Source organism: Neisseria sp. (genome assembly GCF_030523955.1).
In the GTDB taxonomy this organism is placed as follows: Bacteria; Pseudomonadota; Gammaproteobacteria; order Burkholderiales; family Neisseriaceae; genus Neisseria.
In genome coordinates this window covers 13,491-28,324 of record NZ_JAUNHL010000037.1, presented here as the reverse complement: position 1 = coordinate 28,324, position 14,834 = coordinate 13,491, and the positions used below count along the sequence as shown (strand labels likewise).

At 48.2% G+C, this 14,834-nt stretch carries 12 protein-coding genes; all 12 read right to left on the bottom strand.

The features are described 5' to 3' along the window. Positions 1-229: 229 nt before the first annotated feature. On the bottom strand, positions 230-1,942 hold the full coding sequence (locus Q4C79_RS08810) for an arylsulfatase (RefSeq protein WP_303090649.1): 1,713 nt from the start codon (positions 1,940-1,942) through the stop codon (positions 230-232). A 467-nt stretch (positions 1,943-2,409) separates the two neighbouring features. Further along, a complete protein-coding gene (locus Q4C79_RS08805) occupies positions 2,410-3,384 on the bottom strand; it encodes a LysR substrate-binding domain-containing protein (RefSeq protein WP_303090648.1) in 975 nt (324 codons plus the stop codon). Positions 3,385-3,465: 81 nt separating this feature from the next. After that, a complete protein-coding gene (locus Q4C79_RS08800) occupies positions 3,466-4,458 on the bottom strand; it encodes an amidohydrolase family protein (RefSeq protein ID WP_303090647.1) in 993 nt (330 codons plus the stop codon). A 16-nt stretch (positions 4,459-4,474) separates the two neighbouring features. After that, positions 4,475-5,053 (bottom strand): 3-hydroxyanthranilate 3,4-dioxygenase, encoded by a 579-nt coding sequence (nbaC, locus tag Q4C79_RS08795; RefSeq protein ID WP_303090646.1) that lies wholly within the window; start codon positions 5,051-5,053, stop codon positions 4,475-4,477. A gap of 103 nt (positions 5,054-5,156) precedes the next feature. Next, positions 5,157-5,576 carry a RidA family protein gene (locus Q4C79_RS08790; RefSeq protein WP_303090645.1) on the bottom strand — a complete coding sequence of 140 codons (420 nt, stop codon included), beginning with the start codon at positions 5,574-5,576 and terminating at the stop codon, positions 5,157-5,159. Next, complete coding sequence (locus tag Q4C79_RS08785; RefSeq protein ID WP_303090644.1) at positions 5,569-6,348, bottom strand: 2-keto-4-pentenoate hydratase; 780 nt, start codon at positions 6,346-6,348, stop codon at positions 5,569-5,571. Before Q4C79_RS08785 ends, Q4C79_RS08790 begins: the two co-directional genes overlap by 8 nt. Next, on the bottom strand, positions 6,345-7,361 hold the full coding sequence (gene dmpG, locus Q4C79_RS08780) for a 4-hydroxy-2-oxovalerate aldolase (RefSeq protein WP_303090643.1): 1,017 nt from the start codon (positions 7,359-7,361) through the stop codon (positions 6,345-6,347). The genes Q4C79_RS08785 and dmpG overlap by 4 nt, the downstream gene beginning before the upstream one ends. A gap of 1 nt (position 7,362) precedes the next feature. Further along, on the bottom strand, positions 7,363-8,307 hold the full coding sequence (locus tag Q4C79_RS08775; protein ID WP_303090642.1) for an acetaldehyde dehydrogenase (acetylating): 945 nt from the start codon (positions 8,305-8,307) through the stop codon (positions 7,363-7,365). A gap of 31 nt (positions 8,308-8,338) precedes the next feature. After that, complete coding sequence (locus Q4C79_RS08770) at positions 8,339-9,130, bottom strand: 2-keto-4-pentenoate hydratase (RefSeq protein WP_303090641.1); 792 nt, start codon at positions 9,128-9,130, stop codon at positions 8,339-8,341. Positions 9,131-9,147: 17 nt separating this feature from the next. Beyond that, complete coding sequence (locus Q4C79_RS08765; protein ID WP_303090640.1) at positions 9,148-10,470, bottom strand: aromatic acid/H+ symport family MFS transporter; 1,323 nt, start codon at positions 10,468-10,470, stop codon at positions 9,148-9,150. Between the two features lie 24 nt (positions 10,471-10,494). Then, positions 10,495-11,952, bottom strand: coding sequence for a 2-hydroxymuconic semialdehyde dehydrogenase (locus Q4C79_RS08760; RefSeq protein ID WP_303090639.1), 1,458 nt, complete (start codon positions 11,950-11,952; stop codon positions 10,495-10,497). Between the two features lie 728 nt (positions 11,953-12,680). Continuing rightward, the gene (locus Q4C79_RS08755; protein WP_303090638.1) at positions 12,681-14,762 is read right to left on the bottom strand and encodes a FimV/HubP family polar landmark protein; all 2,082 of its coding nucleotides are present in this window, start codon (positions 14,760-14,762) and stop codon (positions 12,681-12,683) included. Between the last annotated feature and the right edge of the window lie 72 nt (positions 14,763-14,834).

Genomic DNA, 14,834 nt, shown 5'->3' with positions numbered 1-14,834 from the left:
CGTGGGAGATTTTATGACTGCATTGCTACGGAGTTCTTATTTTAATTGACTATACCTTTGCAAAATTCTTTTCGATACTTTAAACATATAAACAAAACATATGCACCATGTCCAGGCCAAACCCGAGTATGGCGCACATATTTTCCTCAAACTGGTTTACTATAGTTTGAAATCTTTGCCAAATACAAGTTGGCAAAACCAACTTGTATTTTTTACCTATCAATGTCATTTAGTCGCCGAGCTTAGTAGGCGAAACTTCCACCACGCCTTGCTGATAGGAATAATTTTTATAAATATCAACAAGTTTTTTCAGTATTGTTGGTTTTTTCTTCGCTAAATCGTGGCTTTCAGCAGGATCATTAATTACATTAAATAGCTGCCATTTTTGTTTTACAATGCCGGCATTATCTAAACCATGAATTTTTGCGAAATGACTGGTTGCCACTGCTTTATAGTCCCCTTTTTTTACCATTTTACCGCCCATCATTTCCATTACACGCGCTTGTTTTGGTCCACGAAATTGAGGGTTGGGTTTCGCTAAGCGTTGGCTCAAATTTATGCCTGTGATTGGATTCTTGCCTTCAGGTGTTTTAACAGAAATATGAGCCAGCGATAACAAGGTTGGTGTGATATCGGTAATGTCGCCATAAGCGCCATCAATGCCTTTCTTGGCAACACCTGGACCTGAAATAATTAAAGGTGAGCGAATACCGCCTTCTGTGGTGTAACCTTTAAAAAGATAGTAAGGCGTATTGGATGCTTGTGCCCAGTCAGGTCCTGTTGAAATATAGCTTTCTGCGCTGCCCATTTTTTCTAATTGGTTATTGTGGGCACCTGAAACCCATTTTCCCCAGCGCGCATCGCGTTCACGCGAGGCTCCCGCCGCACCGTTATCCGATAAAAATACAAAAATAGTGTTTTTAAGCTCACCGCGTTCACGCAACTTGCTCATCAAGCGCCCAATATTGCTGTCCATATTGTCTACCATAGCAGCATAAACTTGCATGCGTTTACTCTCAGCTGCGCGCTCATCAGCACTCAAACTGTCCCATTCAGGTGTGCCAACTAATTTGCGATTGGGTATATTTTTCGCAATCAATCCCATTTGTTTCAATCGCCGCATACGACTATCGGCAAGCTTTTGCGGGCCATCTATATATTTGTCTGCATATTTGGCAATGTCTTTTTCAGGTGCCTGCAAAGGAGAATGTGGCGCCGTGTAGGCTAAATAAACAAAGAAAGGTTGATTTTTCGAGCGATTTTCAATTTCTTGAATGGCAAAATCGGTATAATTAATGGTAGAAAAGAAATTATCGGGCATGGTGGTAACTTTGCCATTTAAACGATAAACTTCCATACCTTCAGGCTCGTTGTACACTCCGTAAGTAGTTTGCAAGCCATATTGGTTTAATGTGGGGCTTTTAAAATGGTAATACTCTCCACGCATCAAAGCCAATGAACGGTCAAATCCATGATTTTCAGGACCTTCCCCATCTTTGTAACCCAAATGCCATTTGCCTGACAAAATAGTGCGATAGCCTGCTTTTTGCAAATATTCCGCCAAAGTTACTGCTTTACTGTTGAGTGCGCCACGATAGCCTTCCGCATTACCTGCTCTTTGTTCAGGTCGCGTAATTTCATTTAAATTGCCCAAGCCAGCAGTATGCGGGTCCGTACCTGTCAGTAGCGCCGCGCGTGAAGGCCCGGAATATGGTGTTACTTGGAAATTAGTGAATTTCACACCATTTTGCGCGAGGGTATCTAAATTGGGTGTATGAATCTCACCACCATAAGGGGTGATATCAGAGTAGCCCATATCGTCCGCCAAAATTAAAACAATATTGGGTCGTTTAGGCACTTCCTGTTTAGACGCAGCTAAACTATTGCCCGTTGCTATTAAACCCATGCCGGCAAACCAAACTGATTTTTTAATATGCTCCATAAATGACTCCTGAATTAATGTGCTTAAAAAAATCTATAACAACGATTAATTACGATTCTTATCTTACGACTTTAACTAAGGTTATCAATTGAAACAATTGCTTTAATTTTGTTTTTATTGAGGTTAAAAACAGCCATCACATTTGTAGGAATTTATAGTCGATTCAAATAAAATGTCTGGTGGAGCGCGGACGTTTTCGTCCGCTTTTTATGTATGATTCTGGATATTTTGCGGACGAGGACGTCCGCGCTCCAATATCGGAGTTTTGTTTTAAATCCACTATATCAGTACAAGGCATTTGCGCACTTTAGACAAACTTTGTATTGATAATCCTGCCTCACGTTTGATGTTTCGAGAGGTGCAAAGGACATTTTTGCATTCAAAACTTTTGAATACGTGTAATTCTTTCAGGATAAGGTTTTCTAAGATTTTTAGTACCCATTTTGTTACTACGTTCTGGTTCGCAATTAAAATCCGCCACCATCCAAGTCGAACAATTGGTGCATGATCTGGATAAATTTATGACATACCAAGCTTTGTTCTCTGTGGCTTCTGATTGAATATCCGACACTTGTGGCGTATTCCAGCGGGATAGAAAGTGTTTTCAGAATATCGAGGCTGACTAAATAATCTGCTACATGATCTGCCATACATGCAATGGTTTGGCTTTGTGTCAAAATGCTGATATTGGCCAACATTGACATGGATTCGATGATATTAGCTGGGAAAGACAGATTTCGCTCATAGAAAAAATGAGTAATGGTTTGACGCATTTCTGATCCGTGTAGCGGCACAATCCATGGATATTGCAGTAAATCTTCGATTTTTACGGCCTGCTGCTTGAGCAGCGGATGATTTTTTGATACGACCAACTTTAATTTTTCTTGAAAAAGCGCAGTATGCTGAAGGTTAAATTGATAGTGCTCTGCAGCAGACTTCGGCAGCCGACCGACCACAATATCCAACTCCCCCTTACTCAAAGCCGGAAAAAGCTCGTCGAATGTGCCTACTTTTATCGTAACGTGTACATCTGGGTTGCTCTTCTTTAATGCCACAACGGCACGCGGCAGCAAATGTACACTACCGGAAAGCAATGTACCGACAGCCAAGCGCCCGACATGACCTTCACGGAAACTATTTATATCGTCTACCAAATAACGGAGTTGAATCAACAAGTGGTTGATACGCTTGGCTAGAAACCTGCCTTCCTCGGTAGGTTCTACACCGCTTTTTTTTCGAATAAATAGTTTGACTTGGAGCTGGTCTTCCAATTCATGAATGGCTTTGGTTACTGCAGGCTGGGTCAAGTGTAGCTCGTTGGCGGCATGTATGATGGATCCAGAGGCATGCACTTGGTTGAAAATAATCAGAGGGCGCAGCTTGATGCGGTTCAATGCGATATCTTTTACCTTAAAATTGCGGCTGTCGGATTCGATGTGCATGGATAGTACCTCGAAATATAAATAGGGTTTGCCTAAAGATAATCCACAAACCCTCTTCTGTGAATCCACAAAGTAGCTTTTTTACAAATTGAAAAACTGTTTGGCATTGCCGTGAAGAATATTTTGCTGGATATCAACCGCCAAACCGCTGTTTTTTACCAAGTAGCCAATTTTCTTCTCTCCCAAGGGGAAGGGTGCGTCTGATCCGAGCATGATTTTGTCTGCGCCCATTTTATCTACCAAAAAGCGCAACGCCAAGGGGTCGAATACGGCCGAATCTACCCAGACGCGGTTTAAATACGATGAAGGCAGTTTCGGACAGTCTTCCCGCACGATGTCGCGGTGTTGCCAAGCGTTGTCAACACGACCGATTAAATAGGGGAAGCTGCCGCCGCCGTGGGCAAAACAGATTTTCAAACTCTCAGGCAGCTTTTCTAGTGCGCCTGAAAGAATCAGCGACAGTACGCCCAATTGGGTTTCCGCCGGCATCGATACCAGCCATTGCAGCATCCATTTGGGCATCCGCTCTTTGCCCATCATGTCCCACGGGTGGATGAATACCGGCATGTTTTCATCGGCACAGTGGTGTAAGAAGGTGAGTATGCCCTCGTCATCCAGATTTTTCAGGCCGACATGGTTGCCGATTTGTACGCCGATGTGACCGATATTTTTCGCACGGCTGAGTTCTTTGCAGGCTTCGTCAATGTCCTGCAACGGTACTTGAGCCAAGGTTTTCAGACGGTTTGGCGCATAGTTGCACATTTCTATGGCCAAATCGTTCATCAGGCGGTTCCATTCCACCACTTTTTCACTGATGGGTTCGGCATAGGCAAATAAAACCGGCGTGGCGCAGATAATCTGGAGATCGACATTTTGCTTATCCAGTTCTTCCACTCGGCGTTCAGCACTCCACAGTGCATCGTAAACCGGACGGAAATCGCGACCATCCAGAATGATGTTGCCGGTTTTGCCGTCGTCTTTGATTTTCAGCCACGGTGCGGTTTTCGGATTCAGGCGCATGGCCTGTTCTTCGCTGACCGGCGGAAAAAAATGAGCGTGTATGTCAATCATCATGGCCTTTGTCCTTTGCTTATTGATTAAAATTGGCGACTTTGGAGGTTTTCAAGGCTTCCAGCCATTCGGAGGCTTTGTGGCCGGGATGGACTTTGCCGCATTGCGGGCAGGTGCGCTCTTGGTCGCTGGTGGCATAAAAGCGGTCGAACATGGCCGGTAAATCAGCCACTAAATCGGTCATTTGCCCGCCGCCGTCGTAAATCAAGGTGGCGCAATCGGAGCAATACCAGCGCACATGGTCGTGCTTGTCTTCCGGCCGCGGCCGTTCAACCAAAAAGCACAGTCCTTTTTCATGCCGTTGCGGCGAATGTTGCAGGTGTGCCGGCAGCAAAAACACATCACCCGGATTTAAGTCGATGCGCTCGAAACGGCCTCTGTCCCACACCAGAATATGTGCATGACCGTGAATTTGGTAAAAAATTTCTTCGGTCGGATTGTCGTGAAAATCCGATCGGAAGTTCGGACCGCCGACCACGTTGATGATGTAGTCTCCATCCGGAAACACGGCGGCATTGGCCACGGGCGGTTTGAGCAGGGCCAGATTTTCTTCAGACCATGAAATTAATTGTTTGGGTAAACCGTATTTCAGTTCCATGATATTGCTCCTTACTGATGGTTTCAGGCTGCCTGAAATGTGTGCCGCAATGTTGAATCCAAACATATTGGCCGAACCGTTTTTCAGGCTGTCTGAAAAACCTTTATCGAACAGGTTTATAGGCAACGGCCTTGATTTCAATCCGCAAATGCGGGTGCGGCAGTTGGTGTACGGCTACGGTGGTGCGGGTAGGGCCGCTGTAGTCGAAAAATTCGGCATACACTTGGTTGTAGCGGGCAAAATCATTCATGTCGACCAAATAGGTGCAGATCTCTACCACGTCCTCCAAGCCGGCTCCTTCGGCCGCCAAAATCTCACGGATGTTTTCGATTACGGCGCGGGTTTGCACGGCAATATCCAAATCGGTAGCCCCCATTTCGTCTACTTTCACACCGGCAAACGAATTATCAGGCAGGCGCGAGCTGGTGCCGGAAACAAACAGAAAATCACCTGCGCGCTTGATGTGCGGAAAGCTGCCGCGCGGTTTGGCTTTGCCTTCCAATAAGGTTGACCGGTTAACCATGATCTGCTCCTGATTGTGTGTAAACGGAAACGCTGCCTAAGCCGTAAATTTCGGCTTCATAATGGCTGCCGGATTTTAAAGGTACGGCGGCAGTGGCGGCACCGGCGAGAATCAATGAACCGGCAGGCAGGGTTTGGCCGCGTTCGGCCAACAGTGCCGAAACCTGCACCAAGGCGTTAATCGGATTGCCTAAAATGGCCGCGGTTGTGCCGCTCTCCACCACTTTGCCGTTTTCTTTCAGCAAGACGCCCATATTGGCTTGGAAGGCCGATACCGGATATTGCATACCGGTAACAAATGCTGCGGAAGAAGTGTTGTCGGCCACCACATCTTCCAGGTTGAATTTAAAGGCTTCATAGCGCGAATCGATGATTTCCAATGCCGGAAAAATGCGTTCGATATAGTTCAGGCAGTTGTCGGCCGTTAATGCGGTATCAATATCACGGCCGGTCAAAAAGCCGATTTCAGGCTCGATACGCGGGTGGATAAAGCAGCTTAAATCCAAACTGCCCGCGTCGGCTACGCGCATGGCATCGGTTAGGCCGCCCCAAATTAGGTGATTCACCCCCATTTGCACCATTTTGGCTTTACTGGTGAACCCCAGTTTCACGCCTATGCTTTTTTCGCCTTCGGCATGGCGCAATGCCAAGCCTTCATCTTGGATGCGGTAAGCCTCTTCTAAATCAAAGGCATAAGTGGTGCGAAGCGACGGTGTTTCCTGTCGGTTGATTCGGGCATCGTGCAGTTTACGGGCATACTCGGCAGCATTCATACGGCCTCCTGTTTTTTCAATAAATCCAATGCCACATCGGCAATCATGTCTTCCTGTCCGCCCACCATTTTGCGGCGGCCGACTTCCAGCAGAATATCAACGGTATTGAGACCATAAACGGCAGCGGCGCGTTCGGCGTGCAGCAAAAAGCTGGAATAGACGCCGGCAAAGCCCAATGCCAGCGATTCACGGTCTACACGGACGGGACGGGCCTGCAACGGCCGGACGATATCGTCGGCGGCATTCATCAGTGCAATCAAATCGCAACCATGCTGCCAGCCTAATTTCTCGGCGCAGGCAATAAATACTTCCAACGGTGCATTGCCGGCACCGGCACCTTGTCCGGCCAAAGAAGCATCGACGCGGTGTACGCCTTCTTCTACTGCCACAATCGAATTGGCCACACCCAAACTTAAATTATGGTGGGCATGTACGCCTAAAGTGGTTTCCGGTTTTAAGGCTGCTTTCAATGCCCGTACCCGCGCCCGCATATCGTTCGGCAGCATTGCACCGCCCGAATCGGTGATGTAAATACAGCTTGCACCGTAACTTTCCATTTTCACGGCTTCTTCAGCCAAGCGGTTCGGTTCGGTCAGGTGCGACATCATCAGAAAACCGACCGCATCCATACCCAGCTCGCGGGCATAGGCGATATGCTGGGCGGAAACATCGGCTTCGGTGGAATGGGTTGCCACCCGTACCACCCGAGCTCCGGCCAGATAGGCTTCCTTTAAATCGTGCACGGTACCGATGCCGGGAATCAACAAAGTGGCAATCAGGGCATTGTCAACCGATTCGGCGGCGGCAGAAATCCATTCCACATCGGTATGCGCGCCAAAGCCGTAGTTGAAGCTGGAGCCGGCCAAGCCGTCGCCGTGTGCCACTTCAATCGAGCGTACGCCGGCTTTATCTAAAGCAGCGGCTATTTCTTTTACCTGCCCGATGCTGTAACGGTGTTTCATCACATGCGAACCATCGCGCAGGGTAACGTCGGAAATATATAAATCAACCATCTCAAGCTCCTTGTGATGCCAGTTGTTCGGCCACGATTTCTGCGGATGCCAGTGCGGCGGAAGTCATGATGTCGAGATTGCCTGCGTAAGCCGGCAGATAGTGGGCAGCACCCTCCACTTCCAGAAACACGGTTACTTTGGTGCCGGATCGCCCCTGCAAATCTGGATAAAATCCTGCCTCTTCTGCAGAAATATTTTCAAATTGGACAGTCTGTTTTAAACGGTATCCGGGGACATATTGCTGCACTTGAGCCACTCGTGCGGCCACGGCTTCTCGCACGGCCTCTTCTTTGCCTTGCTCGGCCAGCAGACAATACACCGTATCGCGCATCATCACCGGCGGTTCGGCCGGATTGAGGATAATGATGGCTTTGGCACGGTTTGCACCACCGATGCTTTGCAGGGCTTTGGCTGTGGTTTCGGTAAATTCATCAATATTGGCACGGGTGCCGGGACCGGCCGAATTGCTGGCAATTGAAGCCACGATTTCGGCATATTGCACTTGGCTGATTTGATTGATGGCGTGAACAATAGGAATGGTGGCCTGTCCGCCGCACGTTACCATATTGATGTTGGCTGCCTGAATGTGTTCGTTTAAATTGCACACCGGTACGACATAGGGGCCGATGGCGGCCGGTGTCAAATCGATCACGCGCACACCATGCTGTTGCAAAACGGCATTGTGTTTGATATGCGCACCGGCAGAGGTGGCATCAAAAACGATTTTGATGTCTTTAAATTCAGGCAGCTTGACCAAGCCGTCTATGCCTTCGTGGGTGGTTGCCACTCCCAAACGTTGTGCGCGTGCCAAGCCGTCTGAAGCTGGATCGATGCCGGCTAATGCCAAGAGTTGCAGATGGCGGCCATGGCGCAGAATTTTTATCATCAAATCTGAACCGATGTTGCCCGATCCGATAATGGCGGCGCCGATTTTATGATTGCTCATGGTTTGATTCCTTCCCGTTACGCGTTCAAATTTAATCTTCAAAAACCAGATTGATTTCCCCTAAATCCTGAATTTCCGCTTTAAAGGCAGACGGTTGCGTTACCGGCACCATCGGCCCCAAAGCACCGGTCAGAATCAGGTTGCCGGCTTTGAGTGGCATCCCCCGAGCTGCCATGGTATTGGCCAGCCACAGGGCAGCCACCAATGGATTGCCCAAGCAGGCCGCACCGTTGCCCGAAGACACCAAATCGCCGCTTTGATACATAGCCATACCGATTTTGGTTAAAGCCAAATCCTTTAATAAAACCGGCTGCTGACCAATGGCTACCAAGGCGGAAGAAGCGTTATCGGCCACAGTATCGCCGATACGGATATTCCAACCTTGCACGCGGCTGTCGACGATTTCGATGGCCGGTAACGCATAATCCACCGCATGAATCAATTCTGTCAGCGTGTGTTGTGGCAGCAGTAAATCATGTTTCAATACCAAAGCCACTTCTGCCTCAACTTTGGGTTGGATTAAACCGGACAAATGCACACTTTCGCCTTCTGCCACCACCATGTCGGCAAAAATACTGCCGAAATCAGGCTGATCTACGCCCAACTGTTTTTGCACGGCTACCGAAGTCAGGCCGATTTTTTTACCCACCACACGCCGGCCTTCTTCACGCACAGCCCGTTCGATATTGATTTGTTGAATTTGGTAGGCTGTATCCACATCCAATCCGTCTGAAAACCATTCACGCACCGGCGGACAAGCCGTTTGGCTTCGTTGCGCCTGCCATAAAGCATCGGCAGCCTGTTGAATCATTTGTTGTGTCATGATGTTATCCCTTCGCGTTAATCAACCGTTTCTGTACCTTTGGCCCACAAAGCCAAAGCAGAAACCAAAACCGGCGCGGCCAGCAGCATAAAGATGCCTTGAATGTCCAAACCGAAAGCAAAAATCACCGAACCGAACAATGCGCCGGTAATCGCACCCAATCGACCGATGCCGTGCATCCACGATACACCTGCCGCACGGCATTGCACTGGATAGGATGCCGCCGCCAAAGAGGGCAGCGAAGATTGCGCGCCAACCAAACCCGCACCGGCCAAAAAGATGAAACCACCCAACAGATAAATATTGCTGCCAAACAAGCCGGTAACCAACAACAATGCGGCAGAGATAAAATAAGTTGTCATCAAAGCACGATTGGGATTAAACCGATCCATAAACCAGCCGATAATCAAAGTGCCCACCACGCCGCCAAAAGGGAAAACCGCGGTCAGCAGGCTGTATTGCTCGACGCCGAATCCGGCATTTTTCAGAATGGTCGGCATCCAGCTCATCAGCAGGTAAAACACCAGAAGACTCATAAAGCAGCACAACCACATGGTGATGCCTGATTTCAGATAAGTGGAGGAGAGCAGCATTTTCAGCGGTTTTTCGGCAGAGGCCTGTTGTACTTTGCCGCTGTCGTCCGCCAGCGTCAGTTCTTCGCTGTCTGTTAAAGGCCGACCCAGTTTGGCGATGATTTTGCGGGCAGCATCCTGCCGGCCTTGGCGCAGCAAGAACGGCACCGATTCAGGTAAGGCAAACAGCAAAACCACCGTCAGGGCAATCGGCAGCACACCGCCAATCACCAGAATGGCATGCCAGCCGAAATGCTTGAGCAGCACAGCCGATAATACCCCGCCTAAAGAAGCACCCAAGGGAAACATACACAGCATCATATTGACCATCAGCATACGGCGTTTTTTCGGCATATATTCCGCCAGCAAAGTCGCAATATTCGGCATTGCCGCCCCCAAACCCAAGCCGGTCAGAAACCGCCAAATTTCCAAATGGCCCAAGTTTTGCGATGTGGCCGAAAGCAGAGTGGCCACACCGAACAAAAAAGTTGTGGCAATCACCACCCATCGGCGGCCGAAGCGGTCGGCCAGCGGTCCAGAACCCAACGCACCCAAGGACATGCCGATTAAGGCTGCACTCAACACCGGACCCAAGTCTTTTTTGTCGATACCCCATTCTTCCATCACAGAGGGTGCAATGTAACCGATGGCGCCGGCATCCAAACCATCGGCCAAAATAATCAAACAACCCAATACAAATACCAACCATTGCAAAGCCGATAATTTGCCACCGTCGATAATCGATTGAACCGTTACCGTTGTTTTCATGATGACTCTCCATCCTGATGCCGATTAAAATTTCACGCACACATTGGTGATTTCAGAATAGGCATTGAGCGAAAATACCCCGCCTTCACGCCCCAAACCCGAACGTTTCGATCCACCGAAAGGCGTACGTAAATCACGTGAATACCAAGTGTTTACCCACACAATTCCAACATGAATCTTGCGGGCAAAGCGGTGGGCACGACTGATGTTTTGCGTCCAAATGCTGCAATTTAAGCCATATTCGCTGTTATTCACCCGCGCGAGTACTTCATCCTCATCATCAAATGGTGCAATATGGCAGCAAGGGCCGAAAATCTCTTCGTTTACCACCCGCGCATCGTCGGGCAATCCCGTCCAAATCGTCGGTTCGACAAATGCACCCTGATCGCGCTCATCGCCAAACAGCGGGATTTTGCCGCCGGTAACCACTGTCGCCCCTTCTTCCTCGGCCAGCTTGAAATAAGAAAGCACTTTGTCACGGTGCGCAAACGACACCATCGGCCCTAAATCCACTCCTTCAGCATTCGGCACATCCAGCCTCAAAGCTTCTGTTTTGATCTTTAATGCCGCCACAAACCGGTCAAACAGACTGCGGTGCACATAAACACGCTCCGAACACATACACACTTGCCCGCTGTTGTAGAAGCTGGACTTCAGCACACCTTCCACCGCCGCATCGAAATCAGCATCGGCAAACACTACCGCCGCATTTTTACCACCCAACTCGAACGACACTTCTTTCACACCATCGGCCACCGTTTTCATAATATGCGAACCGGTTTTCGACCCACCGGTAAACGAAACCGCATCAATATCCGGATTTTCGGTGAGAAACGCCCCGGTTTTGGCTCCGAAGCCGTGAACAAGATTAAACGCACCTTTGGGCAGACCTACTGAATCGATCACCTCGGCCAACAAAGTCGCCGAAGAAGGTGTTTCTTCAGACGGCTTGCACACCACCGCATTGCCTGCTGCCAAGGCCGGCGCAACTTTCCAGGAAAACAGCAGCACCGGCAGATTCCACGGCGAAATCACCGCGATTACTCCCAAAGGCTTGCGTACCGAATAATTCAGCAAATAGCCGTTTTGTAACTTGGTTTCGCAGCTCTCGCCCACAAAGGAAGCAGCCAAATCGGCAAACAGTCGGAAATTGGCAATCGCACGCGGCACATCCAAAGTGCGTGCTAAATACAGTGGCCGGCCAGTGTCGGCAACTTCTGCCGCCACAAACTCATCAAAATGTGCCTCAATACCATCGGCAATCTTGCGCAAAATTTGTGCGCGCTCGAACGCTGAATAATTGCCCCACTCACCATCTACAGCTCGGCGTGCAGCCGCAACCGCCGCATCCACATGAGCCTTCTCAGCTTCAGAAACCAAAGATTTGGTTTGTCCGGTAACCGGGTTGATATTGGGAAAAGTTAGCTCCGATAAAACAAATTGACCGTTGATATATAATGGAAGAACTTCTTGTGTGACCATTTCATTGCTCCTTGTGCTGTTTTTCGATGCCGCTATTTAATGTATAGTCGATTCAAATAAAATGTCCGGTGGAGCGCGGACGTTTTCGTCCGTTCTTTATGTATGATTCTGGATATTTTGCGGACGAGGACGTCCGCGCTCCAATATCGGAGTTTTATTTTAAATCCACTATAAAACAAATAAATTATTGAACTATTGAGGAAATATTATCCAGCATTCGATTTTTGTTTTTGCTAAGTGTAGGAGCAATAATTTTGAAAAAATAATGAAAAATGGATGGGAGAAATATAACGGAATTTTATATTTAGCGATGCCAGCGCCGAATCTCTAAGTAGTAGATTCACTGTAGATTTTCAGTTATAGTGGATTTAAAATAAAACTCCGATATTGGAGCGCGGACGTCCTCGTCCGCAAAATATCCAGAATCATACATAAAGAACGGACGAAAACGTCCGCGCTCCACCGGACATTTTATTTGAATCGACTATATAGAGGATTAACTTAACTTTCGCTACGGCTCTGCTGCGCAGTAGCTCAAAGAGAACGATTTTGTAAGCCGCTAAAGCGGCAACGGAATCGCTTACGTACTGTACTGTCTGCGGCTTTTTGCTTTGTATCGAAAATAATTAAATCCACTGTAGAGCGTTTAATCATAATGGTTGCAAAGCGGCTGCAGCTAATAAAAAAGGTCTGAATATTGTTCAGACCTTTTGTTTTCAAAATAAAAATTATCCAATTTCTGCTAATAGTACTTTTGATTTCTCCAGAATGTCACCGCTGGCTTCTTCTACCAATTCGTTCAAAGTTTCACGAGCGGCATCCGGATCGCCGATTTCGATGTACATTTGAGCCAGTTCATACTTAGCTTCCAACGGAGCGGTCATGCCGACAGACTCGGAAATGAAGCCGACTTCTTTATCGTCACCGGCAAAGTCTACGCTGTCCCATTCGATTACATCGTCATCAGATGCTTCGGTAATAGCAATCGGTGCGGCGCTAAAGTTTTCTTCCTGAGTATCTTGCAGAGCTTCGAACGTATCAAAATCGGAATCCGCTTCCAGCTCTTCAGCTTTATCGTCGGCCGCTTCTTTTTCGGTTGCCCAACTATACGGAACAGGTTCTTCCTCAGTGGTTTCAGCAGTCTGAGTTTTGGCTTCGAGCGTTTCTGTAGGCTCTTCTGCCGTCTCAAGTACCCAGTTGTGGGTAGCCGGTTCTTCGGTAGCGGTATCAGTAAGTGCAGTTACGGTTTCAACGTTCTCTGAAGATTCTTGTTCCGTTGTTTGTTCGACAACGGCTGCGGGAATAACAGGTTCAACAGATACGGGTTCGAATTCCAGCGGCGAATCTTCATCTGTAGTGCTTTCAACCTCCTGCTCGATTTCGATAACTGTCTCAGATGCCGCTTCTGCCTCGATGCTTTCTTCTACAACAGGTTGCGAGGCAACCGGATCGGGTGCTTCGATAACAGTAGAAGCCGCTTCAAACTCCAGAACTTCTTCTTCACTCTCGTCAATCGCTTCGGGTTCTGTAAACTCAACAACTTCAACAACAGATTCTTCAACGGCAGCCGGTGTTTTTACTGTTTCTTCGTCAATTGCGGTTTTCTTGAAGGTGGCGGGTGAAACATCGTCTTCGTACACGCTTTCCGTAGATTCGATGTTGTCCCAATCGGCATCGGCACGTTTCAGTGTTTCTTCGTCGGTAGTTATCGAGCTGCTGACAATACCTTGCTGATTGCCGATGGTGCTCAAATCCAAGTTGAAATCATCAGTGACGGTTGGCTCTTCTGCACGGGGATCAACGTCGCTGAAGAAGATGTCTTCGGTTTCGGTAAAATCATCATCGCTGGTTTCGATGTCATCAGAAGCAGCGCTTTTTTCAGCTACAGCGGCTGTGGTTACTGCTGCTGCGGTGGTTTTGCCGGAAATCGGAGCTTTATCTGCTTTGGGGGCGGGTGACGCAGTTGCGTTTTCTTTGTTGGTTTGTTTATTGCCGCGGAATTTATTGAGGAATAGCAAAGCGGCCAAGCCGATGCCGCCTACCAGAATCCAAGGAAGGCTGGAGCCGCCGGAAGATTGTGAGGCAGGTGAGGCGGTAGCGGCGGCTTCTTGAGATGAAGCGGTTGCAGCTTTGGGTACAACAGTAGAGGGTACTGTAGAGGCAGCCGTATTGTCTGCCTTGTTTTCGCTTGTTATGTTGTTATTCGCGGTATTTGATTTGCTATCTGTTTTGGCTGAGGCCTGCTTGCCATCACCCTCGGGTTTTACTGTTTGCCCGGTAACGTTTTCAGCTGATTTTGGGGTTACGGCAGGAGCAGGCTGTTGCGTTTGGGCGGGAGGGGTGGAGGCGGTTCCGCTGATTTGACTGCCGGTAGGAATGCGCAATACGTCACCTGCGAAAATCAGATTTGGGTTGCCGTTTTTAAAGATATCGGGATTGGCTTGAATAATGGCTTTTGCCGTTTCCGACAAACTCATATTATTCGGGCGGACACGTGCTGCGATTTGATTCAACGTTTCCCCGGGACGTACTTCATATTGACCGCCTGTTTGTTGAATCGGTTGACGGGCATCCGCTGCAGCGACTTGATTTCCGTTTTGATTCGCTGAATTATCGGTGGCAAAGCTGCCCAAAGAGGCCAACATGGAAACGGATAAGACGATGAGCTTGATTCGATTATTGGTTTTCAAAACTTTATTCCCTGTCTTCTTTATGAAATGGAGCGGGTAGCCTGAGGCTGCCAAACGCGTAAGTACAATTACCCCATATAATATAATTGAATAACATAGTCTGCCAAGCAAAGCCGTCATTTAGCATAAGATTTCAGTAGGGAATGCGACTTAAATACGACGCTTGCTTGTGATGCTGTTGCGGATTTTTTT

Bases quoted from the DNA above. Each gene is read 5' to 3' on its own strand.
- Q4C79_RS08810 (WP_303090649.1), bottom strand. From the start codon at position 1,942: ATGGAGCATATTAAAAAATCAGTTTGGTTTGCCGGCATGGGTTTAATA.
- Q4C79_RS08805 (WP_303090648.1), bottom strand. From the start codon at position 3,384: ATGCACATCGAATCCGACAGCCGCAATTTTAAGGTAAAAGATATCGCA.
- Q4C79_RS08800 (WP_303090647.1), bottom strand. From the start codon at position 4,458: ATGATGATTGACATACACGCTCATTTTTTTCCGCCGGTCAGCGAAGAA.
- nbaC (WP_303090646.1), bottom strand. From the start codon at position 5,053: ATGGAACTGAAATACGGTTTACCCAAACAATTAATTTCATGGTCTGAA.
- Q4C79_RS08790 (WP_303090645.1), bottom strand. From the start codon at position 5,576: ATGGTTAACCGGTCAACCTTATTGGAAGGCAAAGCCAAACCGCGCGGC.
- Q4C79_RS08785 (WP_303090644.1), bottom strand. From the start codon at position 6,348: ATGAATGCTGCCGAGTATGCCCGTAAACTGCACGATGCCCGAATCAAC.
- dmpG (WP_303090643.1), bottom strand. From the start codon at position 7,361: ATGGTTGATTTATATATTTCCGACGTTACCCTGCGCGATGGTTCGCAT.
- Q4C79_RS08775 (WP_303090642.1), bottom strand. From the start codon at position 8,307: ATGAGCAATCATAAAATCGGCGCCGCCATTATCGGATCGGGCAACATC.
- Q4C79_RS08770 (WP_303090641.1), bottom strand. From the start codon at position 9,130: ATGACACAACAAATGATTCAACAGGCTGCCGATGCTTTATGGCAGGCG.
- Q4C79_RS08765 (WP_303090640.1), bottom strand. From the start codon at position 10,470: ATGAAAACAACGGTAACGGTTCAATCGATTATCGACGGTGGCAAATTA.
- Q4C79_RS08760 (WP_303090639.1), bottom strand. From the start codon at position 11,952: ATGGTCACACAAGAAGTTCTTCCATTATATATCAACGGTCAATTTGTT.
- Q4C79_RS08755 (WP_303090638.1), bottom strand. From the start codon at position 14,762: ATGACGGCTTTGCTTGGCAGACTATGTTATTCAATTATATTATATGGG.